The organism is Streptomyces sp. bgisy130, from assembly GCF_057708345.1.
Map to the genome: position 1 here is coordinate 1 of NZ_JBYISA010000032.1, position 24,701 is coordinate 24,701.

Annotated in this window: 24 protein-coding genes; 13 read left to right on the forward strand and 11 right to left on the reverse strand. The window is 71.9% G+C overall.

Going from position 1 to position 24,701, the window contains the following annotated elements:
* Positions 1-8: 8 nt before the first annotated feature.
* From AC3EUV_RS29705 to AC3EUV_RS29715, 3 genes are read right to left on the reverse strand one after another with little or no spacing between them, the layout of a single operon-like run.
* The gene (locus AC3EUV_RS29705) at positions 9-902 is read right to left on the reverse strand and encodes a carbohydrate ABC transporter permease (protein WP_432147131.1); all 894 of its coding nucleotides are present in this window, start codon (positions 900-902) and stop codon (positions 9-11) included.
* The gene (locus AC3EUV_RS29710; RefSeq protein WP_432147132.1) at positions 895-1,818 is read right to left on the reverse strand and encodes a carbohydrate ABC transporter permease; all 924 of its coding nucleotides are present in this window, start codon (positions 1,816-1,818) and stop codon (positions 895-897) included. The genes AC3EUV_RS29705 and AC3EUV_RS29710 overlap by 8 nt, the downstream gene beginning before the upstream one ends.
* Positions 1,815-3,131: an ABC transporter substrate-binding protein gene (locus tag AC3EUV_RS29715; RefSeq protein ID WP_435604272.1), complete on the reverse strand. Its 1,317-nt coding sequence runs from the start codon at positions 3,129-3,131 to the stop codon at positions 1,815-1,817. The genes AC3EUV_RS29710 and AC3EUV_RS29715 overlap by 4 nt, the downstream gene beginning before the upstream one ends.
* A gap of 153 nt (positions 3,132-3,284) precedes the next feature.
* On the opposite strand from AC3EUV_RS29715, the gene AC3EUV_RS29720 reads away from it, so the two are divergent.
* The gene (locus AC3EUV_RS29720) at positions 3,285-4,613 is read left to right on the forward strand and encodes an ROK family transcriptional regulator (protein ID WP_432147134.1); all 1,329 of its coding nucleotides are present in this window, start codon (positions 3,285-3,287) and stop codon (positions 4,611-4,613) included.
* Between the two features lie 112 nt (positions 4,614-4,725).
* Here the strand turns inward: AC3EUV_RS29720 and AC3EUV_RS29725 are convergent, their stop codons facing one another.
* A complete protein-coding gene (locus tag AC3EUV_RS29725) occupies positions 4,726-6,408 on the reverse strand; it encodes an amidohydrolase (RefSeq protein WP_435604273.1) in 1,683 nt (560 codons plus the stop codon).
* Between the two features lie 83 nt (positions 6,409-6,491).
* Positions 6,492-8,018, reverse strand: coding sequence for an APC family permease (locus AC3EUV_RS29730; RefSeq protein ID WP_432144532.1), 1,527 nt, complete (start codon positions 8,016-8,018; stop codon positions 6,492-6,494).
* Between the two features lie 296 nt (positions 8,019-8,314).
* Here AC3EUV_RS29730 and AC3EUV_RS29735 point away from each other — a divergent pair, with 296 nt between their 5' ends.
* The 4 genes from AC3EUV_RS29735 (at position 8,315) to AC3EUV_RS29750 (ending at position 11,242) form a co-directional block, all read left to right on the forward strand.
* A complete protein-coding gene (locus AC3EUV_RS29735) occupies positions 8,315-9,019 on the forward strand; it encodes a TetR/AcrR family transcriptional regulator (protein ID WP_432144533.1) in 705 nt (234 codons plus the stop codon).
* Between the two features lie 45 nt (positions 9,020-9,064).
* The gene (locus AC3EUV_RS29740; RefSeq protein WP_432144534.1) at positions 9,065-10,318 is read left to right on the forward strand and encodes a PP2C family protein-serine/threonine phosphatase; all 1,254 of its coding nucleotides are present in this window, start codon (positions 9,065-9,067) and stop codon (positions 10,316-10,318) included.
* A 439-nt stretch (positions 10,319-10,757) separates the two neighbouring features.
* On the forward strand, positions 10,758-11,009 hold the full coding sequence (locus AC3EUV_RS29745; RefSeq protein ID WP_432144535.1) for a DUF6400 family protein: 252 nt from the start codon (positions 10,758-10,760) through the stop codon (positions 11,007-11,009).
* 2 nt (positions 11,010-11,011) lie between these two features.
* Positions 11,012-11,242: a hypothetical protein gene (locus tag AC3EUV_RS29750; RefSeq protein ID WP_387240716.1), complete on the forward strand. Its 231-nt coding sequence runs from the start codon at positions 11,012-11,014 to the stop codon at positions 11,240-11,242.
* Positions 11,243-11,332: 90 nt separating this feature from the next.
* Here AC3EUV_RS29750 and AC3EUV_RS29755 read toward each other — a convergent pair whose 3' ends face one another.
* Positions 11,333-12,256: a S41 family peptidase gene (locus AC3EUV_RS29755; RefSeq protein ID WP_435604274.1), complete on the reverse strand. Its 924-nt coding sequence runs from the start codon at positions 12,254-12,256 to the stop codon at positions 11,333-11,335.
* Positions 12,257-12,362: 106 nt separating this feature from the next.
* On the opposite strand from AC3EUV_RS29755, the gene AC3EUV_RS29760 reads away from it, so the two are divergent.
* On the forward strand, positions 12,363-13,241 hold the full coding sequence (locus AC3EUV_RS29760) for an SCO6745 family protein (protein WP_432144537.1): 879 nt from the start codon (positions 12,363-12,365) through the stop codon (positions 13,239-13,241).
* Here AC3EUV_RS29760 and AC3EUV_RS29765 read toward each other — a convergent pair.
* Positions 13,238-14,107: an SCO4651 family lipoprotein gene (locus AC3EUV_RS29765; protein WP_432144538.1), complete on the reverse strand. Its 870-nt coding sequence runs from the start codon at positions 14,105-14,107 to the stop codon at positions 13,238-13,240. The two genes, AC3EUV_RS29760 and AC3EUV_RS29765, sit on opposite strands and share 4 nt — an antisense overlap.
* Before the next feature lie 237 nt (positions 14,108-14,344).
* Here AC3EUV_RS29765 and AC3EUV_RS29770 point away from each other — a divergent pair, with 237 nt between their 5' ends.
* Positions 14,345-15,205: a hypothetical protein gene (locus AC3EUV_RS29770; protein WP_435604275.1), complete on the forward strand. Its 861-nt coding sequence runs from the start codon at positions 14,345-14,347 to the stop codon at positions 15,203-15,205.
* 630 nt (positions 15,206-15,835) lie between these two features.
* Here AC3EUV_RS29770 and AC3EUV_RS29775 read toward each other — a convergent pair.
* Positions 15,836-16,708 (reverse strand): undecaprenyl-diphosphate phosphatase, encoded by an 873-nt coding sequence (locus AC3EUV_RS29775; protein ID WP_432144540.1) that lies wholly within the window; start codon positions 16,706-16,708, stop codon positions 15,836-15,838.
* 195 nt (positions 16,709-16,903) lie between these two features.
* A complete protein-coding gene (locus AC3EUV_RS29780) occupies positions 16,904-17,605 on the reverse strand; it encodes a TVP38/TMEM64 family protein (RefSeq protein ID WP_432144541.1) in 702 nt (233 codons plus the stop codon).
* 390 nt (positions 17,606-17,995) lie between these two features.
* On the opposite strand from AC3EUV_RS29780, the gene AC3EUV_RS29785 reads away from it, so the two are divergent.
* The 4 genes from AC3EUV_RS29785 (at position 17,996) to AC3EUV_RS29800 (ending at position 21,392) form a co-directional block, all read left to right on the forward strand.
* A complete protein-coding gene (locus AC3EUV_RS29785; protein ID WP_432144542.1) occupies positions 17,996-18,184 on the forward strand; it encodes a hypothetical protein in 189 nt (62 codons plus the stop codon).
* 109 nt (positions 18,185-18,293) lie between these two features.
* Positions 18,294-19,466 carry an elongation factor Tu gene (gene tuf, locus AC3EUV_RS29790; RefSeq protein ID WP_432144543.1) on the forward strand — a complete coding sequence of 391 codons (1,173 nt, stop codon included), beginning with the start codon at positions 18,294-18,296 and terminating at the stop codon, positions 19,464-19,466.
* A gap of 167 nt (positions 19,467-19,633) precedes the next feature.
* A complete protein-coding gene (locus tag AC3EUV_RS29795; RefSeq protein WP_432144544.1) occupies positions 19,634-20,476 on the forward strand; it encodes a patatin-like phospholipase family protein in 843 nt (280 codons plus the stop codon).
* Between the two features lie 61 nt (positions 20,477-20,537).
* A complete protein-coding gene (locus AC3EUV_RS29800; protein WP_432144545.1) occupies positions 20,538-21,392 on the forward strand; it encodes a spermidine synthase in 855 nt (284 codons plus the stop codon).
* Between the two features lie 50 nt (positions 21,393-21,442).
* Here AC3EUV_RS29800 and AC3EUV_RS29805 read toward each other — a convergent pair whose 3' ends face one another.
* A complete protein-coding gene (locus AC3EUV_RS29805; RefSeq protein WP_435604276.1) occupies positions 21,443-22,726 on the reverse strand; it encodes an MFS transporter in 1,284 nt (427 codons plus the stop codon).
* A 246-nt stretch (positions 22,727-22,972) separates the two neighbouring features.
* Here AC3EUV_RS29805 and AC3EUV_RS29810 point away from each other — a divergent pair, with 246 nt between their 5' ends.
* Together AC3EUV_RS29810 and AC3EUV_RS29815 are read left to right on the forward strand one after the other, a co-directional pair.
* On the forward strand, positions 22,973-23,428 hold the full coding sequence (locus AC3EUV_RS29810) for a DUF4442 domain-containing protein (RefSeq protein WP_432144546.1): 456 nt from the start codon (positions 22,973-22,975) through the stop codon (positions 23,426-23,428).
* 223 nt (positions 23,429-23,651) lie between these two features.
* Complete coding sequence (locus AC3EUV_RS29815; RefSeq protein WP_432144547.1) at positions 23,652-24,302, forward strand: DedA family protein; 651 nt, start codon at positions 23,652-23,654, stop codon at positions 24,300-24,302.
* Positions 24,303-24,426: 124 nt separating this feature from the next.
* On the opposite strand, the gene AC3EUV_RS29820 is transcribed toward AC3EUV_RS29815, so the two are convergent.
* The gene (locus AC3EUV_RS29820; protein WP_432144548.1) at positions 24,427-24,636 is read right to left on the reverse strand and encodes a hypothetical protein; all 210 of its coding nucleotides are present in this window, start codon (positions 24,634-24,636) and stop codon (positions 24,427-24,429) included.
* Between the last annotated feature and the right edge of the window lie 65 nt (positions 24,637-24,701).

A 24,701-nucleotide genomic window follows, 5' to 3' on the forward strand; every position in this document is an offset into this window, starting at 1 on the left:
GGCAAGGGTCATTTGACGGCTCCGGCGGTGAGCCCGGCCACCAGATAGCGCTGGAGCAGCAGGAATCCGGCGACCACCGGGACGCTGACGACCAGGGAAGCGGCCATCACCTGGTTCCAGTAGACGTCGTTCTGGGTGGCGTAGCCCTGGAGCCCGGCCGAGAGGGTGCGGGTGGTGTCGTTGGTCATGACGGACGCGAAGAGCACCTCGCCCCACGCGGTCATGAAGGCGTACACGGCGACCGCGATGATCCCCGGCAGCGCGGCCGGCACCACGACGCGGAAGAGCGCGCCGAGCGGACCGCAGCCGTCCACGTAGGCGGCCTCGTCCAGTTCGCGCGGCACCGAGGCGAAGTAGCCGGTCAGCATCCAGATGGAGAACGGCAGGGAGAACGTCAGATAGGTCAGCACCAGCCCGCCCCGGGAGCCATAGAGAGCGACTCCGGTGGTGTTCCCGATGTTGACGTAGAGCAGGAAGAGCGGCAGCAGGAAGAGGATGCCCGGGAACATCTGCGTGGACAGGACCGTGACGGTGAAGATCCGCTTGCCGCGGAAGTGATAGCGGCTCACCGCGTAGGCGGCGAAGACCGCGACGAGCACCGAGCAGACGGTGGCCGAGCCCGCCACGATCAGCGAGTTGAGGAAGTACCGGGCCAGCGGGACCGTGTGCCAGATGTCGAGGTACGGACGGATGGTCAGCTCGCTCGGCAGCCAGCGGAAGGCGCCCGAGACGTCCTCCAGGGGCTTGAGCGAACTGCTGAGCATCACGTACACGGGGAGCAGCACGAAGCCGGTCAGTGCGGTGAGGAAGATCCGCCGGGTCCAGAGGAAGCTGCGGGGCGGAGCGGTGGGGGAGCGCCGGCGTGCGTCGGGGCGGAGCGCGCGGGCAACGGGGCTAGGCATCGGCGGATTTCCTTCCGCGCGAGGTGGCCAGGAGATAGCCGGCCGTCACCACCAGCAGGAAGAGCAGCAGCAGGACGGACATGGCCGAGCCGGTGCCGAAGTTCCAGGTGACGAAGGAGGATTGGTAGATGTGGAGGGAGAGCAGGTCAGCGGCCTCCGGGGCGGCCTTGCCGAACAGCACATACGGCGTGTTGAAGTCGTTGAAGCTCCACAGGAAGAGCACCAGCAGCAGCACCTGGTTGATGGGCCGTAAGGACGGCAGGGTGATCCGCCGTATCTGCCGGAGGACGCCCGCGCCGTCGAGCGCCGCCGCCTCGTAGAGGTCCTTCGGAATGCTCTGGAGCGCGGCCATCACCACGAGGAACGCGAACGGCCAGGTCTTCCATACGGAGACCACGAGCAGCGCGACGAAGCTGTTGTCGCCGAGCAGCCAGAAGGGCCGGTCGCCGGTGAGCCCCAGCTGATCGTGCAGGACGTGATTGATCAGGCCGTTGTCCCGCTGGAAGAGGAAGGCCCAGGTGATGACCGCGGCGTAGACCGGCAGGGCGTACGGCGTGAGGAAGACGGCCCGCAGCAGTCCGCGGCCCCGGAAGCGCTCCTGGAGGAAGATCGCGGCCGCGGTGCCGAGGAGCCAGCACAGGCCCACCGTCAGCACGCTGAACACACAGGTGACGAGGAACGAGTGCAGCAGTGTGGCGCCGACCGGGGCGTCGAAGTCCACGGTGACGCGGTAGTTGCCCAGCGCCTTCCAGGGAGCCGCGCCCCAGTGGGCGATCTGGAGCTGGGTCAGTTCCTTGAAGCTCATCACGATGCCGATGACCATCGGGACGAGGTGGACCAGCAGCTCCAGCAGCAGCGCGGGGAGCAGCAGGAGATACGGCAGGCCGACGCGGCGCAGCCGGGGGCGGCCCCTCATTGCGCCATCTGCTGCTCGGCCTTGGCCAGCCGCGCCTTGACCGAGGCGGTGGTCACCGGGTGGCCGGCGGCCGCGTCGGCGAACAGGTCCTTGATGGCGGTGCCGACGGACGTCTCGAACTGGGACTCCTCGGCGATCTGGGGCAGCGGCGCGGCGCTCCTGGTGAGCGTTTCGCGTAGCACCTTGGTGTCCTTGCGGTCGAAGGCCGGGTCCCGCTGGGCAGCCTTGACGGGCGGGATGGAGCCATAGGTCTTGTTGAGCAGCCGCTGTTCGGCGTCGCTCGTCATGAACCGCACGAATTTCTGCGCGCCCCGGAGATTGCGGGTGTTCTTGAAGACAGCGATATTGATGCCCGCGAGCATGGAGTTGATCTGCCGGCCGGTGCCGGGTGTGCCGGAGGGGACGGGGACCGGGGCGACACCCCAGTCGCCGGGCTTCATTCCGTCGGCGCTGAAGGTGGTGGCCGCGGCCTGCCAGAGCACCATCGCGGTCCGGCCGGTGGCGAAGTCCCGGAGCGACTGGTTCTGTCCGTACTCCGCGTTGCCCGGGGCGATGATCTTGTCCTTGGCCATGAAGTCGATGTACTGCTTGACCGCCGCGACCGCGCCGTCCGAGGTGAAGGTGGGCTTGCCGGCGGCGTCGAAGAAGTCGGCGCCGTGCTGCTTGCCGAGGGCGAAGGCCTGGTGGATGTTGTTGGTCAGCTGACCGCCCTCGGCGCCCAGACCCCACTTGCCGTCCCTGGAGATCCGCTTCCCGTCCGCGACCAACTCGTCCCAGGTGGCCGGGGGTTCGCTGATCCCGGCCTCCTGGAACATCCGCTTGTTGTAGTAGAGCGCATAGGCCAGCGAATACAGCGGCACCGCCGCCGGGTCCTTGCCCGCCGCACCCGTCGCGTCCAGGGCCGGCGCCAGGAACCGGTCGCGTCCGCCGATCGTCGCGAAGTTCTTCCGGTCCCAGGAGAGCAGCGCGCCGGTGGCCTGGAGCGAAGCGGACCAGGTGTTGCCGATGTTGAGCACATCGGGGCCCTGGCCCGACGTGGTGGCCGCCAGGATCCGGTTGAGTAACTCGGGCCAGGGGATGACCTCCAGCTTGACCTCGATCCCGGTGCGCTGCTCGAACTTCTTCAGCTCGGGGCCGAGGATCTTCTTGTCCGCCTCGACGTTCGGCCCCTGGTTGGACGCCCAATACGTCAGCGTCCTGGGGGAGTCGTTGCTGCCACCGCCGCCGAAGCCCGACCCGCCGCCGCAGCCGGCCGCCACGGCGGCGAGTGCGGTAACGGTGGCGGTGACGGTCGCGGCTCGGAGTATGCGCATGACGGATACGCCTCTCTCTGAGGAGTCCGAAGGCCGGCCATGTTCCGTTCCAGAACAGCCTCATGGCTTAACTTAGGGTGTGAGTTAAAGCCCGGAGGAAGGGCGCGTCAAGAGAGCGAAAACCGGCAGCCGGCCGGCCGGGAGGGGAACCACATGGCCGAACGCACCCAGCGCACCGTCCGTGACCTGCGCAGGGCCAATCGCACCGCGGTGCTGCAACGGCTGTATGCCGACGGTCCGATGAGCCGGCAGGAACTCGGGCCCGCAACGGGCCTCAGTTCAGGCTCCGTCAGCAATGTGGTCGCCGAACTCACCGAGGACGGCCTGCTGGAGGAGGCCGGCATGGTCGGGTCCGACGGCGGCCGGCCGCGCACCCTGCTGCGGATCGCCCCGGGGAGCGGCACTCTGATCGGGGTGGACGTCGGCGAGACCCGGGTCAGGGTCGAGCTCTTCGATCTCGCCATGGGTGAACTGGCTTGCGCGCAGCTCCCGTTGCGGCACCACGGCTACGACGTGGACCTGGTCGTCCGCCATATCGCCGACGGCATCGCGACCGTGCTGCGGGACAGCGGCGCGTCCCCCGGCCGGCTGCTCGGTGTCGGCGTCGGCGTCCCCGGCATCCTCGACCGGAGCCGGCCCGGCGGCGCGGTCGTGCACGGCCAGACCATCGGGTGGGACGCCGTCCCGCTGGAGGAGCTGCTGCACCGCAGCGTCGAACTCCCGCCCGGGGTGGGCTTCTTCCTCAGCAACGGCGCCAAGGCCCTCGGCCAGGCCGAGATGTGGTTCGGCGGCGGCCGCGGCGCCCGGAACGCGGCCATCGTGCTCTTCGGCTCCGGCGTCGGCGCCTGCCTGGTCACCGACGGGGTCATCGACGGCGGGGCACGCGACAGCGCCGGGGAATGGGGGCATCTGACGGTCAGCGTCCGCGGCCGGCGGTGCCGCTGCGGTGCCCGCGGCTGTCTGGAGGCGTACACCGGATCCGAGGCGCTGCTGGAGCGCTGGCAGGAGGCGGGCGGCCAACCGCCCGCGGACGCCGACGAGGAGACGGCGCTCGCGGCCCTGGTCGCCGCCGCCCACCCGCCGGCGGGCGGTCCGGCCGCCGACCCGGTCGCGCGCGCCGTCCTGGACGAGACCGCGGAGTACCTCGGCGCGGGCATCTCCGACCTGATCAACCTCTTCAGCCCCGAACGGGTCCTCATCGGCGGCTGGGCCGGCCTGCAACTGGGCCCGCACCTCCTCCCCGCCGTCCGTGCCCATGCCACCGCCTACGCGCTGGCGCACCCCGCCGGCCGGGTCACCATCGACCTCGGCACGCTCGGCCCCGACGCCGTCACGGTCGGCGCGGCGACCCTGCCACTGGCGGACTTCTTCGCCAACGGGGGCCGGCGGCCCGCCGCCCCGTCCCCCGGACCGGGGGAGCGGGTGACGGTGCCGGGGTGGCGGACGGCACTGGAGGCACGGGCACGGGCGGGGCGCGGTTGACCGGCGCGGGGCCCTGACCCGTCCCCGGGCCTCCGGAAGGGGAGGTTTGGGGGACGGGTCAGGGCCCGGTCCTGCCACACACGCCGACGGGCGAGCCCGCTATCCCTCGCCCTCAGGCGTCATCGGCCGCGTACACCCGCTCTCCCCCGACGAAGGTCTGGAGCACCCGGGTCGCGGCGATCTCCTCGTCGGCGCCGTCGAACGGGTCGCGGTCGAGCACCACCAGGTCGGCGAGCTTCCCGGGCTGGATGGTGCCGGTCTCGTCGAGGTGGTTGGCGTAGGCGCTGCCGGCCGTGTACGCGGCGAGCGCCGCACCCAGGTCGATGCGCTGCTCGGGCAGGAAGACCGGCGCCGGCGGCGGGTCCTCCGGCGCCCGGCGGTTGACCGCGACATGCAGCGCGGCGATCGGGTCGGGGGAGCTGACCGGCCAGTCGCTGCCCGCCGCCAGGGTGGCGCCGGAGCGCAGCAGATCACCGAACGGGTACTGCCAGGCGGCGCGCTCGGACCCCAGGAAGGGGATGGTCAGCTCGTCCATCTGCGGCTCGTGGGCGGCCCACAGCGCCTGGATGTTCGCGGTCGCCCCGAGCCGGCGGAAGCGCGGAATGTCCTCGGGGTGCACGACCTGGAGGTGGGCCAGATGCGGCCGGGTGTCGCGCAGCCCGTTGGTCCGCCGGGCCGCCTCGACGGCGTCCAGCGCCTCCCGTACGGCCCGGTCACCCAGGGCGTGGAAGTGCACCTGGAAGCCTTCCGCGTCCAGCTGGGTGACGTAGCTGCGCAGCGCCTCGGGGTCGATGAAGGAGATGCCGCTGTTGTCGGAGGCGCAGCCGCATGCGGTGAGGTAGGGGGTGAGCATGGCGGCCGTGTGGTTCTCGGCGATGCCGTCCTGCATGATCTTGACGCTGGTCGCCCGCAGCCGCCCGGCCGTCAACTCGGCGCGCCGCGCGATGAGTTCGGGGATCTGCTCCGCCCCGCGGGCCCGGTCCCACCACAGCGCCCCGGTCACCCGCGCGGTCAGCTTCCCGTCCCGCCGGGCGGCCACATACGCGGGGGTGACGTCGGGCATTCCCGGGGCGTGGCCCAGCATCGCGTCCTGCCAGGCGGTCACTCCGTACCCGTGAAGCAGGCGCTGGGCCCGGAGCAGCCCCTCGGTCTGCTCGGCGACCGTCGGTTCCGGGATCAGGCCGGCCACCAGCTGCATGGCGCCTTCCTGGAGCATGCCGGTCGGCCGGCCGTCGGCGTCCCGCTCGATCCGCCCGTCGGCCGGGTCCGGCGTACGGTCGGTGAGCCCGGCGCGCTCCAGGGCACAGGAGTTGGCCCAGCCGCCGTGGTGGTCGCGGTTGACCAGGAACACCGGGCGGTCGGGGACCAGCGCGTCCAGGAACTCGCGGGTCGGCGTGCCGCCGGGGAACGCCTCCATGGACCAGCCGCCGCCGGTGATCCAGGCAACGTCCGGATGCGCCGCCGCGTACGCGCTGATCAGCTCGCGGTACGCCTCGGCCGTGACCGCCGCGCTCAGATCGCACAGCGCCAACTCCCGCCCGCCGCCGACCGGATGGACATGCGCGTCCTGGAACCCGGGGATCAGCAGCTTGCCGTGCAGATCGACGACCTCCGTGGCGGGCCCGATCAGCGGACGGACCTCTTCCTCGTGCCCGACGGCGAGGATGCGGTCGCCGCGCACCGCCACCGCGCTCGCCCGGGTGCGAGCGGAGTCGACGGTGTGCACGGGACCGGAGAGGAAGACGAGGTCCGCGGGGCCGCCGGCGGTGGCGGCGGGGGTGGTGCTGAGGTCCATGGGGTGGCTGCTCCAGTGGTGTGGGGAGTGTGGTGGGGAAAGGGGCTCGGGTGAAGGGGATGCAGGGGTCGGCTCGGGCGTGGTCAGCTCTTCACGGGGCTCGGGAGCGGGCCGCCGTCCCCGTCCATCGGCAGGGTGATCGCATCGGCGTCCGTCCCCTGGCCGGTGCGGAAGTACGGGGCGCGGCGCACCCACTTGGCCCAGGCGGCGGTCGCCAGACCGGCCAGGATGAACAGGGCGGGGAGCAGCAGCATGAACCAGCCGTTGTCCGGGCTCAGCTCGAAGTGGTCGCTCATGGTGGCGTAGTCCCAGACGAGGTAGACGCCGAGCCCGAACAGCGTCAGCGCGCTCACGGCGGGAACGACCACGTCCCGGAGTGCGCGTACCGCCCCGGCGCGCAGGCTGTCCCGGAAGCGCACTGCACAGGCGAGCGCGGTGAGTCCGTAGTAGAGGGCCACGGTCAGCCCGATCGAGTTGACGGCCGTGAGGATCATGTCGTTGAGCTTGGGGATACCGACCGCGAGCACGGCGAGCAGCGCCGCGATGGCCATGATCAGCAGGGTGCCCACGGCGGGGGAGCCGTAGCGCGGGTGCACGCGCTGCCACACCGGGCCCAGCGTCCGGTCGCGGGCCATGGCCAGCGTGCCGCGGGCGGTGGGGATGACGCTCGACTGGAGCGAGGCGAAGGCGGAGCACATCAGGGCGGCCAGGGGCAGCGAGGCCCAGGGCTCCGGGGCCAGGGCGGCGCCGAGGAAGGTGAGCGCCTGCGGTCCGTTGTGCAGGAGTTCCCCGGTGCTCATCACCCGCTGGAACGCGAGCGCGCCGACGAGGAACAGACCCATCATCACCACCAGCGCGATCAGTCCGCCGCGGGCCGCGTCGGAGGAGTTGCGGGTCTCCTCGTTGACGCTGAACGCGGCGTCCCAGCCCCAGTAGAAGAACACCGCCAGCACCATCCCCTGGGCCACGGATTGCAGTGAGCCGATCTCGAAGGGGTTGAGCCAGGACAGCGAGAACGGCTGGTCGCCGACGAAGAGCGCATAGCCGCAGAAGACCAGCAGCACCGCGTACTCGAAGATCAGCAGCCCCATCTGGAGCCGGGTCGCGGCCCGCACGCCCGTGATGGCGGTGATGGTGACGACGACCAGTGCGACCAGACCCACGGCGGTGCTGATACCGGTCGAGGCCGGATCCAGCCGGAGCCCCCACACGCTGTACAGGCCCAGCTTGTTGAGGAACTGGAGCACGACGGAGCCGGTCACCGCTCCCGTGTACGCCATGAAGATCACGTTGCCGACCAGCACCACCCAGCCGGTCAGGAATCCGGGCCAGGGGCCGATCGACCGGCCCACCCAGGTGTAGCCGCTGCCGCAGTTCGGCTCGCTGCGGTTGAGCCGGGCGTACGAGAGCGCGATGCCGAGGATGGGCACGAAGGCCAGCAGCAACAGGGCGGGGGTCTGCCGCCCGGCGTACGCGGCCAGGGTGCCCATGCCGATACCGATGCTGGTGGTCGCGGCGGTACTCGACGCGGCGATCGCCACCCCGTCCTTCACGCCCAGCGAGCGGCTCATTCTCGGTGGGCCGGGGTCCTGCTGCACTACGGAAGGCATGGCACTCACTCCTTGGACGGGCGGGCCGGGCCGGTCTCGGCCGGACCTGAGGGAACGGGGAGGTGCGGGCGGGGGGTGTGGCGGAGCAGGGCGGCGCGGGCCGGGCCCGGGGATCGGGGCCAGGCCGCGTCGTACGGAAGGGGGTGGTGCGGGATGTGGCACCGCGGTGGTCCGTGTATGTCCGCCGATGAAACAGGCCGTTGATTCTTGTGTCAACGGTGTTGACGTAACCTGGTGATTAACTGGCTCCGAGAACGGCCCGGGGGCCGGGGCGGAGCGAAGCGGAGGGGTACGGCGTGGCGGAGAGCGAGCGCGTCCCGGTCGAGCGCAAGCGGCGCCGGCCGACCAGTTCAGGCGTGGTCCTGTCGGCCGACCTCATCATCGACGCGGCATGTGAACTCATCGACGCCCAGGGGGCGCAGGCTTTCACCGTGCGCAAACTCGGCGCGGCGCTGGGCGCCGATCCCTCCGCCGTCTACCGCTACTTCCGCAACACCGAGGATCTGCTGCTGGCGCTGGCCGACCGGCTCATCGGCGAGTCCATGACCGGCTTCGCGTTCAGCGACGACTGGGCCGCCGATCTGCGCGACCTCGCACTGCGGGCCTACCGTTCCGCGCTGCGGCACCCGCAGATCGCGGTGTTCAGCACCGTGCGCGTCACCGGCCGGCCCCATGAGCAGCGCGCCGTCGACACCGGCATCGGCCTGCTGCTCCAGGCCGGTTTCGACGACGCCACCGCCGTCCGGCACTACCACACCCTCGTGGACACCGCCCTCGGCCATGCGGCCGTGGACGCCGGCGTCCTGCGGCTGCCGCCCGCCCAGCGCGCGGCGGACGAGCAGGCCTGGCAGGACGCGTACGGCGACCTGCCCGCGGACGAGTACCCCAACCTGCACCGCACACGGGAGCAGCTGCTGCTCATGGGGGGCTCGGCCGTCGAGCCGGCGCTCGATCTGCTCATCGCGGCCATACGACAGGAGGCGGCGGAGCGGTCGCACTAACGGGATAGGCCGGGCATTCCGCCCTCCCCGGTGCCACCATGAGACATGCCCTTTCCATGGCCGAGCCGGCTCCGGGGACGACGCGAGCTGAGCCGTGTCCTGGTGCTGATCCCGGTCGGGATCATCGTGGCGGTCTGCGCGATCGACGTCCTCGCGCCGCCCGACATCCATCTGGGGCCCCTGCTCGTCGCGGCTCCCGCGATCACCGCGGCCTTCGCCGGTCCCCGTCTGACGGCGGCGATCGGTGTGCTGGCGGTGGCCGCCCAGGTGTTCATCGGCATCGCGCGCCATGTGCTGTTCACCGAGAACCTGGAGGCCCAGATCGCCGCGCTGGTGGTGGTCTCCGCGCTGGTCGTGCTCTTCACCGTGGTCCGGGACCGTAACGAGCGCCGGCTCACCCGGAGCCGCTCGGTGGCCGGCGTCGCCCAGCAGGTGCTGCTCCGGCCGTTGCCCGGACGCAGCGGCTTCCTGGAGATCGCCTCGCTGTATCTGGCAGCCGAGGAAGAGGCCGAGATGGGCGGTGATCTGTTCGCGGCCGCCCGCACCACCAGCAGCACCCGGCTGATCATCGGCGATGTCCGGGGCAAGGGGCTGCCCGCCTACAGTCATGCCGCCCTGATCCTCGGCGCCTTCCGCGCGGCGGCCCACCGCGAGGCCACCCTGCCCAGGCTGGCCATCCACCTCGACGGCGCCGTCCGCTGGGACAGCAGCCAGTGGCACCAGGCGCCGGGGGCCGAGGCGCCGGGGGCCGAGGCGGAAGGGGATGCGGCGGTCGGCCCCGCCCCGGACGCCGGCGCCGCCGGTTCGGAGGCCGCGCCCGCACCCGGTCCCGTCCTCGACACCGACGAGACCTTCGCGACCGTGATCCTGCTGGACATCCCCGACCGCCGGCCCGTCGTGGACACCATCACCTGCGGCCACCCGCCGCCGCTGCTGCTGGCCGACGGGCGGGTGCGCACCCTGGTGGCGGAGTGGCCCGCACTGCCGATCGGGCTCGGCGGTCTGCCCGGCGCCCCCGATTACGAGGTCGAGCGGTTCCCCTTCGAGCCCGGAGAGCTGCTGCTGCTCTACACGGACGGGGTGACCGAGGCCCGCGACGACAAGGGCACGTTCTACCCGCTGACCGAGCGCGCCGGCGCCTGGAGCGACTTCAGTCCGCAGCAGGTGCTACGGCAGCTGCGCTCGGAGCTGCTGGCCCATACGAACGGCCGGCTGGGCGATGACGCCGCCGCGGTCGCGGTGCGACGCCTGCCCGGCCGGCCGTCGGAGGGTGGACGCTCAGGCGCCCGCCAGGGATGACGGGACAGCCTCAGCGTCGCTCGGCAGCCAGGCAGCCACCACAGTTGTAGTAGGTCACATCCCAGTGGTTGGAGCCCGGTCGCCGCCATACGTCGGGGCATGGATACCTCCTGGGAGAGGGATGGAGGCCCGAGCGTGGCCCGGCCGGCAAGGCGCGTCAACAGTGCCGGTCGCCCAGGCACCCCGGCCGGCAGCTGACGTGGCACGGATGAATTTCATCACGCCATGAATTACCGAACACATCGGGCAAACCATCAAAAATCCTCCACCCGGAATTCCCGAAATGCCTCCTCCCTGCCGCTTCGCCTGGTCACGCTCCGCCACCACCCCTCCCCTCCGCCGGCCCCCTGATCCGGCCCGCCCCCTCTGACGCTTCCTCAGTGCCGCCCCACTTGATAGACACGTCCGAATCATCCGCAAGTGGCATGGGACGCGCACCATGAACGACCGCAACACCTCGGAACCCCGGATACCGGAACACCGGACATTCGAGTTCGACCTCACCGCGCACGAAACCCAGCGGCGGACCGAGGTCCTCGCGGCGCTGGGCGACAACTGGGACCCGATCGCGGTGATGGAGGGCGAGGCGGACGCGTACCGGCTCCTCTACTCCGGGCTGGACGCGGAGCAGCAGGCCACCTACGACGCTCTGGTCGCCGCCGGGGTACTGCCGGCCTCCGGTCAGGGCTGAGCATGCTGCCGCTCGACCCCACCGCCGATATCGGCCGCCGGGCCTGGGTCCCCTGCCCCGGCTGCCAGGACCACCGGGACTGCGGAACCTGCCTCGACGGCCGCACCTGCGCCGACCACTGGCGCTACCTGCTGTCGAACAGGGGCAGTGTGCTGCACCTCCAGTGCCCCAACTGCACCCACCTGTGGGCCTGGCAGTCGGGCTTCGGAGCCGGCGGCCGTACCGACGGCTGATGCCTGGAGGCTGACGGCTGACGGGCGCAACGGTCGGCCGACGGCCGACGGCCGAGGCCCCACCCACCTCTCCTGCCGCTCCGCCCCCTGCTACGACAGGCTCCGTATCGCCTCCTGATGCGCCGTTTCGAGCGCCTTGTCGGCAGCCTCGGCGCGATCCGGCCGCACCCCGACGCCCTCCCAGTTGCTGCCCGTGACGGCATTGATCGTCCGGGACGTCGGGACCGTGACGGTGATGTGCGCCGTCACCGGATGCCGGTCGGTGGGGTGTGCCCCGCCCCTGGTCGTCTCACCGACCAGCTCGGCACGCCCGAGCGCCCGCAAGGTGTACGCCACGTCCTCGCCACCCGAGAACGTGGTCGCGCTGGTGAGGACGTACACCGGCCGACCGAGATAGCGCGGCGCGGGCAGCTGCGGCAGGGTCCAGAACTGCCGGGTGGAGTCGGTGGCGCGCCGGTAGAAGTCGTTGAGGTGCACCTGGTCGTCGGGGAAGAAGTAGCTGCACCACATCGCGGCCCCCGCGGGCGAGCCACCCCGGCATTCCCGCAGATCGAGAATCAGGGCCCGGGTGTGGGCGACCAGCTCCATGGCCGCGCCGATCGCCCGGGCCCCTTCCCCCGCGTCGGCGATCCACCGGATATCGAGAAAGCCGATATTGCCGTCGAGCTGCTCGACCCGCCGGATGCCCTGGTTCTGCTCCCGCAGCAGGGCGAGGAAGGCCGCCCGGCCCGTGTCGTCGTCCTCGGGCTCGGTGGACTGCGGCTCGTCCTGCCACAGCAGCCTGAGGTGTCGGTCCGGGCAGACCTCCTGAAGATGCGCCGTCACCGCCTCGCAGAGCGCGGCCCCGCCCAGTGCGTCATACGCACCGGCAGCCAGCCGGGCACGGATCGCCCGGTCGACCTCCTCGGCACGCTGCGGAAAGACATAGCCGGCCACGATCCGCCCGAGGGCACGGTCAATGATCTGCGCGTTGTCGGTCGTCACTGATGCCTTGATCTGTGCGTGGTCGGTCATGGACGATGCCTCTCGATGTGTGTCGGGTCCGCCGACGGGGTCGGCGCGGGCGGTCTTCGCCTGCCGTGCGCTGCGGCCGGCGACGGGCGGCGGTAGCGTGCGCTGCATGGAGCTGCAAGCACGATCGCTTTGGCTGTTGACCGAGCCGCTGCACGCCGTGTGCTACTTCGACGAGCGATGCCGTGACCTGGGCAAAGACCTCGGTCTCAAGGGTTTCTGGATGGGGTATTTCGCCGCGCGCACCGCGCCGTTGGGCGCCGTGGAACCCGCGGCCGCCACGGCCATCCTCGGAGGCTTCGCCCCGGGGATGGTCGCCCGCGCGCTGCCCGCGGCCTGGAGCATCGTCAGCCCGTCGCACGTCCTCGACGAACGCGGCAGCCGTGCGGCACACGCCCTGCGCGGAATCGACCCCGAACTGGACCACGCGGCCGCCGGGCTGCTGCCTCCGCTCCAGGCGGTCGTGGACGACGCACCGGCCACCGCACGGCCGCTGTTCGCCGCCAACCGCGCCCTGTGCGACCACGCCGACCCCGTCGAACGCTTGTGGCAACTGGCGACCGCCGTCCGGGAGTTCAGGGGCGACGCCCACCACGCCGTGCTCGCCGACGAGGGCCTGGACGGTTGCGAGGCCCTGGTTCTGGCCGCCGCCTCCGGTCGCGTCCCCAAGGACACCATGCGGGAGGACCGCGGCTGGACCGAGGAGGAGTGGGCCGCCGCGACGGACCGGCTGCGCTCCCGCGACCTTGTGGACGCACACGGCGACGCCACCGACCACGGCCGCTGGGAGCGCGAGCGCATCGAGCAGGCCACCGACCGGCTGGCCGGCCGACTGCTGCGCGCACTCCCCGGGGCGGAGACCGAGGCGCTGCTGCACGGCCTGGAACCCGTGGTCCGCCGCATCCTGGCCGCTGATGTCCTCCCCTTCCCCAACCCGATCGGCCTGCCCCACCTCGACGAGCCCGTACGCCGCTACATCGGTGCCTAGCCCAGCCCCCGGCTCGCCTCCCTGAGCTTCTCTTCCGGATCCACCGTGTCGGACGCGGGCGGCGCCTGAACCCTGACCGGCTTGTTGACGTCGCAAAACCGTATGGACAGGTCCAGTGGCCCCTGGGCCGCCCGAGCCCGCTGATGGAACTTCACCGTGCGATCGCCGGGGCCGACCCATAGATCGAGCTTCAGCTCGCTCACCCCGAGCTCCTTGTACTGCTCGATGACCTTCGTACGGCGCTCACCGGCCCCGGACGGATGCTTGCCGTCCGGCTTCCTCGCCGCCTCCGCCACATCGACCACCCCGGTGTAGTGCGTCGTCCGCACCCCGTCGACGGTCTCCTCGCCGACCTTCCTGACGTCATCCGCCTCGGGCAGCAACGACGCCTGCGCCGCCGGGTCCTGGTCGGCCTGCCGCTGCATACCCCCGAAGCCACCGGCCCCCTGGTCCGTCGGGGCGAGCTTGAGCCAGTGCTTGCCGCCCAGCACGGCAGCGGCTTGCCCGCCCCCGCCGACATACACCGCGTCCCCCACGAGCCGCACCGAGAACTCGCCCTCCTGCACGCCCCCGGACGCCGTCATCCGCATCTCGACGACGCGCGGGCGGAGACTGAACGACGCCTTGCCCTCGACGGACCCCTCCCCAGGAACCTTGCCGGAGACGCGATATGACAGGGAGTTGAGCCCCGCGCCCTTGGTGACGGCCCGCTGCACCGCGGCGACCGTGGTGGCGTCGGGACGCCGCGACCCGCCGGAGCGGTCCTCGGCCGCGCCGCCGGCCGTGCACGCCGCCGTGCCGCCCAGCACGGCGCCGGCGAGCAGCGCCCCGACGACGCGGAACGCGGTGCGGGAGCGATAAGTCATGGTCCCCCCATGAACACATGGAAATGCGAAGATGCGACTGATCGAGACAGTAGCCCACGGCACTGACAATCCGCGTTGCGTATTTTCGCGGGCCTGTGGCCAGGGCATATGACCCCGGACGGGTTACGGCGCGATCCGGAGTCGCGCACCCGGGACGATTTTCATCTGGTGGTTCGATGGGTGCTTTGGGGTGCTTTGCTGAGCCAGATCGGGACACCTGCGCCCAAGAGGCGTTGAATGAGTATGGATCCTAGAGAGTTGTGGGACCGCAACGCCGTGCTGGCAGAAGCGTTTTGCCTGGGGGACGAGCGGGTGCGTGAGGCGCAGGCCAGGCTTGACGAGGCCCAGGCCGACCGGTCGCGGGTTCTGGCGGCATTCGCGGTGACGGTGGGCAGTACCGGCGCGGTGGCCGGGCTGTTCGGTTTGAACGAGCGGGAAGTGCGCATCGCCCGGCGCACGGTGGGCAAGGAGGACGCCCGTGCCGTCGCCGACGAACTACTGGCGGCCGCCACACCCGCCGCACCCCCGCGGGAGCCCGAGGAGGCCACCCCGGCTCCGGAGCCCGCGGCCGAATATTCCCACCAGAACCCGTCCGCCGGAGCACGCCCGGCCGGCAACACCCGCGAGGCCACCGGCGGCGTGGGGGCCGCGGAGCAGACCTGGTCCCCGGCGATGGACGCGGTGCTCATCGGCAGTTGGCAGACCGGGGTGGATCTGCGCGAACTCGCCGCTGAATTCGGGCTCGACCTCACCCGCTTGGTCACCCGGGCCCAACAGCTCTCCGCCCAGGGGCGGTTCTATCCCGGCCCCGTGGAAACCCACGCCGGACGCCACCGCCGCGGCCCCGGCGATGTTCATGAATCCGAATACTCCATCCCCGCCCAGCAGACCGCCTCCTGGAACGCCGCCCCCTCGGCGTACCCGATGGCGTCCGGGTGGCACACCGGCACGATGCCGTCCACGGACTCCGTCCCGGACATGGCCGCCCTGGCCTCCGAATGGGACAACGCGCTCGCCCCCTGGGGCACCCTCGCACCCTCACACGAGGAGACGGCCCCGGCCCATCAGCCCTGGGCCCAATACCACCTCAGCTCCTGATAGCACCCCGGTTCCTTACGGGCCCCGATTCGATGCCGATACGCACGCACCCTGCCTCGCAGACCGCCCCCGGCCCGGCCCGGGACGACGCGTCCCCGCCCGTTCCCCTGGCGCGGCGCCGAGGCAAGGATGACAAGAGAGCAGGCCACAGACCTGGAGGGCGCGACGCGCGGGCAGGCGCGCCGGCGCCCAAGGGGGAGGAAGGGAGAGGAAGGTGGCGCCGGTGGCCGGCGCCACACGAGGTGCTGGGCGACGATGTTTACCGGTCGCGCGGCGTTTTACTCCGCCAGCAGAGACGAGTAAGGGTTGCCCTCCGGCGTGAAGATGAGGACGAAGTGCTTGCCGGCCCCGCAGGAGTTCGGGCAGACCGATCGCGAGGAGTGCCGCACCTCCCTCGGAGTCCGCGTACAGGACCGGACGTTCCTCGCCGCCCTCGCCGCAGAAGAAGAAGGTGCATCCGGCACCGTCGCCCGCGAATCCCTCGAGCGCGGCGCCCGAAGCGAGGTGGACCTCCTCGACATGGTCGCCGTGGTCCAGCTCGAAATCGCCTGGCCAGGCGAGGAAATCGGCGGCGTCATCCCGTTCGCGGATGGCAGTGATCAAGGAATTCAGGTGTGGCACGGACCGGCCCTAGCCCGCCGTCTCGCCCGCGTGCGGCGTCAGTGTGCCCGCCGCGACCAGGGCGAAGAGGGCTATGCCGAGGAGGATGCGGTAGATGACGAAGGGCATGAAGGACTTGTTGGAGATGAACTTCATGAACCAGGCGATCACGGCGTAGCCGACGACGAAGGCGATGATCGTGGCGAACACGGTGGGGCCCCAGGAGACATGGCCCTGGCCGGCGTCCTTGAGTTCGTAGACGCCGGAGGCCAGTACGGCGGGGATGGCGAGCAGGAAGGAGTAACGGGCCGCGGATTCACGGGTGTAGCCCATCAGCAGGCCGCCGCTGATCGTGGCGCCGGAGCGGGAGACGCCGGGGATGAGCGCCATGGCCTGGCAGACGCCGTACAGGAGGCCGTCCTTGATGCTGAGGTCGGTGAGGGTCTTGCGCTGCTTGATGGCGCGGTGCCGGCCGCCGGTCTCGTCGCGGGCGGCCAGCCGGTCGGCGATGCCGAGGACCACACCCATGACGATGAGGGTGGTGGCGATCAGTCGCAGATCGCGGAACGGGCCCTCGATGGCGTCCTTGAGCGTGATGCCCAGCACACCGATCGGGATCGAGCCGACGATCACCAGCCAGCCCATCTGGGCGTCGTGATCGTGCCGCAGCTCCCGGTTGAAGAGGGAGCGGGACCAGGTCGAGATGATCCGCCCGATGTCCTTGCGGAAGTAGATGATGACGGCCGCCTCGGTGCCGATCTGCGTGATGGCGGTGAACGCCGCACCGGGGTCCTGCCAGCCGGCGAACGCCGCGGTCAAACGCAGATGCGCACTGGAGGAGATGGGCAGAAACTCGGTCAACCCTTGGACAAGTCCGAGGACGAAAGATTCAAACCAAGACATGGAAACTACGCTATCCAAGGGTGATCAAGCGCTGACCTGCGCGAGACGGGAGAAAGCGGACAGTGGCGGTGGATGCGGATCACCGCCGACCGGGGCAGCGTAACGTCCGAAGATGTCCGGCCGGACAAAGGGTCCCGGATTGCCGGGCCCGCCCCGCGGCGGCCGGGGTGAAATCCGTCGCCTGCCCTGCCGCGTTCAGCGCCCGCGCAGCGCCTTCCGTTTGTGCCACGCCACCGCCAGCGCGCCCAGACCGCTGACGGCGATGAAGCCCAGGGCGAGGAGGAAGACCGGCGAGGTGGGCGTCGCGGCACGCGCACCGGCGACGGCGTACGCCGCGGTGTTCGGGATGCTGCCGAGCGCCGTCGCCAGCAGGAAGGGGAACCAGCGCATCCGGGAGACCGCGGCGCAGTAGTTCGTGGCGCAGAACGGGAGGCCCGGGAAGAGCCGGAGGGCCAGCATCGAGCGGAAGCCGTGCTCGCTCAACTGCCGGTCGGCGGCCGTCAGCCAGCGGGCGCGCAGCAAGGGACGCAGGGCGTCCTGGCCGAGGAGCCGGCCGAGCCCGAAGGCCAGCCCGGCGCCCAGCACCGTCCCGGCGAGGGCGGCGGCCAGGCCGGCCTGGCCGCCGAAGAGGGCGCCCGCCGCGAGGTTGAGGACCGGGCGCGGCACGAAAGCGGCCGTGCACCCGCCGTATACCAGCGCGAAGACCAGGAGGGCCGTCGGGCCGGACAGCCGGTCGGGCCAGCCACCGGTGAGGAGGTGCTGCGGCTGCCAGAGCAGCATCGCGGTCGCGGCGCATGCCAGCAGGGCCAGCAGTAGCCCCAGCCGGGCCCAGGGGGAGAACAGCACACGCGTGCAGCGCGCGGCGAGGCCGTCGGGCGTTGCGGCGGGCGGGAACATCCGGGGAGCGTAACCGACCGGGGCGGCCAGGGGGCGTCGCCGGGCCTGTCACCGGGCCCGTACGCCCCGTGAGCCGAGCGCATCGCCGTACCGGCGTGGGCCTCGGCGGGCGGGGCATGGCCGATGCGCTCGGCGGCCCGTGCACAGGGCGGCGCCGAATCCCGTCCCACGCCAAATCCCGCGCGGCGCCGAATCCCGCCCGGCGCCAACTCCCCGGGCGGCGCCAAACCCCACACGACGCCAAGTCCCGTCCGGCGCCAAACCCCGCGCGGCACCGCACCCCGCCCGGCGCCAACTCCCGTACGGACAGCCACCCATGCCCCGCCGGGCCGCCCCCGACGCCGGATAAATCGTTCGACGCCGGGGCGGTCGACCGGCACCATATGACGCATGTCCCGGTACGCCTTCCTCGCGCTCCCGTCCGCAGTCGCGGACGCGCCGAAGGCTGCCGTCGAGCTCCTCGCGGCCCTCGCCGCAGCGGACTTCGCACCCGCAGGTGCCGATGCGGTGGCAGCGGCCACCGCCGTCGCAGCAGCCGCCGTCCCGGCCGCCGCAGCGACCGACGGCGCACGAAGCTGACCCTCTCCGGATTGTCCGGCGGACCCCGCAGGGGGAGGGTCGGCCGGTCCCAGGGGTCCCCACGGCGCCAAGTCGCCGTCCTCACCGCATTCTTGCGAGGAAGAACACCATGCCCAAGACGGCATACGTGCGCACCAAGCCGCACCTGAACATCGGCACCATGGGCCACGTCGACCACGGCAAGACCACCCTGACCGCGGCCATCACCAAGGTCCTCAGCGACCGGGGGAGCGGGACGTTCGTGCCGTTCGACCGGATCGACCGGGCCCCGGAGGAGGCCGCCCGCGGTATCACCATCAACATCTCGCACGTCGAGTACGAGACCGGCACCCGGCACTACGCCCATGTCGACATGCCCGGCCACGCCGACTTCATCAAGAACATGGTGACCGGCGCGGCGCAGCTCGACGGGGCGATCCTGGTCGTCTCCGCGCTCGACGGGATCATGCCGCAGACCGCCGAGCATGTGCTGCTCGCCAAGCAGGTGGGCGTACGGCACATCGTCGTGGCCCTCAACAAGGCCGACGCCGGCGACCCGGAGCTCACCGACCTGGTGGAGCTGGAGGTGCGCGAGCTGCTGAGCGGCCACGGCTACGACGGGGAGCACGTCCCCGTCGTACGGGTCTCGGGGCTGCGCGCCCTGGAGGGCGACCCGCGCTGGACGCAGGCGATCGAGGCACTGCTGGACGCCGTGGACACCTATGTTCCGATGCCCGAGCGGTATGTCGACGCGCCGTTCCTGCTGCCGGTGGAGAACGTGCTGACGATCACCGGGCGCGGCACGGTCGTTACCGGAGCCGTCGAGCGCGGCACGGTACGGCTCGGCGACCGGGTCGCGGTGCTCGGCGCGGACACCGAGACGACGGTCACCGGGCTGGAGACGTTCGGCAAGCCCATGGAGTCCGCCGAGGCGGGCGACAATGTCGCGCTGCTGCTGCGCGGTCTGCACCGTGACCAGGTGCGCCGCGGGCATGTGGTCGCCGCGCCCGGCAGCGTCACACCACGGCGCCGTTTCACCGCCGAGGTGTATGTGCTCTCCACCGAGGAGGGCGGCCGCCGGACGCCGCTCTCCACCGGCTACCGGCCGCAGTTCTACATCCGCACCGCGGACGTGGTCGGCGACCTCGACCTCGGCGAGCGGGGCATCGCCCGCCCCGGCGAGACGGTGACGGTGTCGGTCGAACTGGGCCGGGAGGTGCCGCTGGAGCGGGGGCTGGGCTTCGCCATCCGCGAGGGCGGCCGGACCGTCGGCGCGGGCACGGTACGCACCGTCGAGGAGTGAGACACCGCAGGTCATCTGGCTGCGCCCGGCGCCTTCCCGGTGCCGGGCGCAGCCGCCTGCTGTCCCGGGGACAGGCGGGGTGCGAAACTGCTCGCCACGGATGACGAGGGCGATCCGGTCGCGCCCTACGGAGCGGCCGGTCGGCCCGAAGGCATGAGGGAGACCCGATGGCGGGTACGGCACTGGTCCTGGGCGGCGGTGGGCTCACCGGGATCGGCTGGGAGATCGGGATGCTGGCCGGACTCGCGGCGGCGGGCGTCGACCTCACCGGGGCCGATGTCGTCATCGGCACCTCCGCCGGCTCGATCGTCGGCGCCCATCTCACCTCCCCGGAGCTGTCCCTGGAGGAGATGTACGAACGCCAGCTCGCCGTACCGGAGGCCCGCTCGGCCGCCCGTATGGGACCGGCGGCCCTGGCCCGGTTCGCGGCCATCGCGCTGCGCTCCCGTGACACGGTCTCCTTCGGCGTACGCATGGGCAAGCTGGCGCTCGCGGCCCGTACCGTCCCCGAGGCGGAACAGCGCGCGGTGATCGCCCGGACCCTGGGCATGACCGACTGGCCGCCCCGCCGTTTGGTCATCACGGCGGTCGAGGCGGCAACGGGGGAGCGGACCGCGTTCGACGACACGAGCGGGGTGCGGCTGCTCGACGCGGTGGGCGCGAGCTGCGCGGTCCCCGGCATCTATCCGCCGGTCACCATCGACGGCACCCGCTGGATCGACGGCGGGGTGCACTCCACCGCCAACGCCGACCTGGCCGCCGGTTACGGCCGGGTCGTGGTCGTCGCGCCGATGGCGGCCTCCGGCGGGCCGATCGCCGGCCCGCGCGCGCAGGGCGAGCGACTGGCGCGCGGTGGCGCCCGGGTGTGTGTGATCACCCCGGACCGGGTGGCGAGGTCGGCGTTCGGCCGTAACGTCCTGGATCCGGCCAAGCGCGCGGACGCGGCCCGCGCGGGGCGTCGGCAGGCCGCCGCGCATCTGGCGGAGGTCCGGCGGGTCTGGTCGGACTGACCGGCCGGCACCCTCGGCGGCCGTGGCCGGGGCGCTGCGCCCGCACCGGCACAATGGGACGGTGGACGAAGCACCCGAGCCGATACCCGTCACCCGGACCGTGGACTGCGGCACCGCCAAGCTGCTGCCGGACGTCGACCGGCCCCGCGCCTGGCTGCTGACCGTGGACGGCGCACCGCAGTCGTACGTGGACCTCGACGCGCCCGCCCATCTGGAATTCGAGTATGTGCGCCGGCTGGCATACGTCCTGGACGAGGTCGCCTTCCCGGGGCGGCCGCTCGACGTGCTGCATCTGGGGGGCGGGGCGCTGACCCTGCCGCGCTACCTCGTCGCCACCCGTCCGCACTCCCGGCAGGACGTCGTCGAAGCCGACCGCGGGCTGCTCGCCCTGGTCACGGAGCATCTGCCGCTGCCCGGCGACAGCGGGATCACCGTGCATGCCGAGGACGCCCGGACGGCGCTGGAGGCCGCGCCGGAGCACAGCGCCGATGTCATCGTGGCCGATGTCTTCGGCGGGTCGCGGGTGCCGGCCCAGCTCACCTCGGTCGAGTACGCACGGGCTGCCGCGCGGGTGCTGCGGCCGGACGGCTGCTATGCGGCGAACCTCGCGGACAGTGCGCCGTTCGGCTTTCTGCGCGGCCAACTCGCCAATTTCGCCACGGTCTTCGAGCATCTGGCACTGATCGCCGAGCCCTCGGTGCTGCGCGGCCGCCGCTTCGGCAACGCCGTGCTGCTCGCCTCGCGCGCGCCGCTCCCCGTCGCCGCCCTGGCCCGGCGGACGGCCGGCGACGCCTTTCCGGCCCGGGTCGAACACGGCACGGCGCTGCGGCGGCTGATCGCGGACGCGGTACCCGTAGGCGATGCCGAGGCGGTGGCCTCCCCGGTGCCGCCGGAGGGCGCGTTCAGCGTGGGCTGACCCACCCCGGCCCACCCCGGCTCGCTCCGGCCCGGCGCCGCCGCGACCGGCTACTCCGCCGCCGCCGTGTCGGGTTCCGTCGCCCCGGCCGCGCGGGCGGCCGGCACCCCGGCGGCCGGCTCCGCCGTCGTACGCCGAGCCAGCCGCCGGATGTCCGGCACGCACAGCACCGCCGCCGTCAGCAGCACGATCACCGCCGAACAGCCCCACAGTGCGGCGCTCCGGCCGATGGCGTCCTGCACGGGGCCCGCCAGCGCGGTGGCCAACGGGACCATGGCCAGCGACCCGAGCCAGTCATAGGACGAGACCCGGGAGAACTTCTCCTCGGGGATCTCCTGATGCAGCGCCGTCATCCACGTCACCGCGAAGACCTCGATCGCGATGCCGGTGCCGAACATGACCGCGGTGAGTCCGGCCGCGGGCAGCGGGACGGCGAGCGCGGCGGACGGGAGGGCGAGCGGGAAGACACACAGTGCACCGGTCAGCAGCATGCGGCGGGGTCTCACCCGGGCCATCAGCAGGGCGCCGCCCACGGTGCCCGCACCGAACGCGGCCAGCGCCAGCCCCCAGGGGCCGGGGCCGCCCAGATGCTGCTCGGCGACCAGGGGCCCGTAGACCGCCTCGGCGGCCGACACCACCGCATTGACGAGGGAGAACTGCACCACCACCGCCCACAGCCAGGGCCGGGAGACGACCTCGCGCCAGCCGTCCCGCAGATCGTGCAGCATCCCGCCGCCGGGGGCCCGCTCGGGGACCCCGCTGACGTCGAGGAAGGCGCGCAGCGCCGCCGCGAGGGCGAAGGCGGCGGAGTCGACGGCCAGCACCCAGCCGGGCCCGACCGCGGCGACCAGCGCGCCGCCCAGTGCCGCGCCGCCGATGTTCGCGCCGTTCATGCCCATGCGGTACACGGCGAAGGCGCGTCCCGCCTGGTCGCCGGAGACGCTGGCGAGGACCATGCCCTCGGAGGCCGGCGCGAAGAACGCCTGCCCCGTACCGCCGAGCGCGGCCAGCAGCGCCATCTGCCACAGCTGCGGCTCCCCGGCCAGTACGAGCAGCGCGAACAGCCCCTGGGAGATACAGCTGAGGGCGTTCGCGGCGACCATGACGCGATGCCGGGGGAGCCGGTCGGCGACCGCGCCGCCGATCAGCAGGAAGAAGATCAGCGGGACCGTCCGCGCGGCGGCGACCAGACCGACATCCGTGGCGGAACCGCCTGCGGCGAGCACCGCGAAGGCGGTCGCGATCAGCGCGCCGGAGCTGCCGAGGTTGGCGATCACCGTGGCGCCGGTGAGCAGCAGATAGTTACGTCCCGCCCATGGGGGGACGGCCTTCACCAAAACCGCCGGGAGGGTGCGGCGGCGGACCGCTCACGGCCCGGGGTGTCCGGTCGGTGCCCGGGGTGCGCCGGGCACCTCACCCGTCCGTCTCCGCTGTGCTGCTGTCCTGGCCACATGGGCGTCAACGATAAGGCGGGCGGGGCACGGGCAGCACCGGGTTATTGCCCGCGGGGGCCGGCGAAGAGCCGCCCGGTGAAGCGGCCGGCTCTTCACACCTAAGCTACCGCTAGGTAACATGACCTCATGTCCTCCGAGACCCTGCCGTCGATCGGCGAAATGATGGCGGCATCCGTGCCGATGGCCCGCACCCTGAACCTCGAGTTCACCGAGACCACCGCCGAGCGCGCCGTGGTCCGCATGCCCGACCAGCCCGACTTCCACAACCACGTCGGCGGTCCGCACGCCGGCGCGATGTTCACCCTCGCCGAGTCGGCGAGCGGCGCCATCGTGATGGCGGCCTTCGGTGACCAGCTCGGCCGCGCGGTGCCGCTGGCGGTGCGCGCCGAGATCGGCTACAAGAAGCTCGCCATGGGGCCCGTCACCGCCACCGCGGAGCTCGGCCGGCCGGTCGCCGAGATCGTCGCCGAGCTCGACGCCGGCGAGCGCCCGGAATTCCCGGTGAACATCGCCATCACCCGCGAGGACGGCGCGGTGACCGGCGAGATGAGCATCGTGTGGACCCTGCGCCCCAATAAGTGAGCCGCCTCTCATGAGGCTCTCGCGGCCCGCCGTGCACCGCTCGGCGGGCCGTCGTGGTGTCCGGGCGCCAGATGTTGCGTAGCGCACGTGGATTCGGCTCCCGGGCGGCCCGATCGAGTACGCTTCCCGGGGCGCGCTGCGGTGCGCCAGGGGACTGATCGGCACGGTGTCACGGACGTCGGGCCACGGCCCACGGGGCCCTACACCAGCGGAGGAATCGGCGTTGCACATCCAGGAGTGGCTCGAGTCGGTACCGGCCGTGAGCGTCTACCTCCTGGTGGGGGTGGTCATCGGCCTGGAGAGCCTGGGCATCCCGCTGCCCGGCGAGATCGTCCTCGTCAGCGCGGCGATCCTCGCGGCGACCCAGGACCACATCAATCCGTTCGTACTGGGCGCCTGTGCGACCGCTGGCGCGATCATCGGTGACTCCATCGGGTATCTGATCGGACGCAAGGGGGGGCAGCCCCTGTTGCACTGGGCCGGCCGCAAGTTCCCCAAGCACTTCGGCCCCGACCATGTCGCGATGGCCGAGGCGAAGTTCGACAAGTGGGGTATGTGGGCGGTCTTCTTCGGCCGTTTCATCGCGCTGCTGCGCATCTTCGCCGGCCCGCTCGCCGGCGTCCTCAAGATGCCGTACTGGAAGTTCCTGATCGCCAACGTCCTCGGCGGCATCGTCTGGGCCGGCGGTACGACCGCGCTGATCTACAGCGTGGGCGTCGTCGCCGAGGAGTGGCTCAAGCGCTTCTCCTGGCTCGGACTGGTCGCCGCCCTGCTGTTCGGCCTCGGCTCCTTCCTCCTGATGAAGCACCGGGCGAAGAAGGCGGCCGCCGCCCGCGAGGCGGCGGAGAGCCCGGTCGCGGCGACGGTCGACTGACCGCGCGGGCCGTGACTCGGCCCGCGGGGCACAACTGCGGGTTGCACACCGGTAGTTGAAGCCCGAGTACGGCAACACACCTACAGGCGACGCTCGTTCCTCCCGGTGAGGGACGGGCATCGCGTCAGGGCATCAGCCAGACGTCCGGTCCGCCGTCGCGCCATTCGAAGACGCCGGTGTCGTCCCAGACGAATGCGCCGGCACCGAAACCGGCCCGACGCAGGATCGCGGCCACGTCACCAGGGCGCAGCGCGCGTCCCAGGTCCTGTCCGTAGAGGGTCACACGGCGACCGCCTGTGCAGGGCGGATGCACGATCACGGGGGCACGCTTCATACGCCCCAGCATGCGACCGTCACGCCGCCCCCGCATCCCGAGCGCGACCGGCCCGTCACACACCG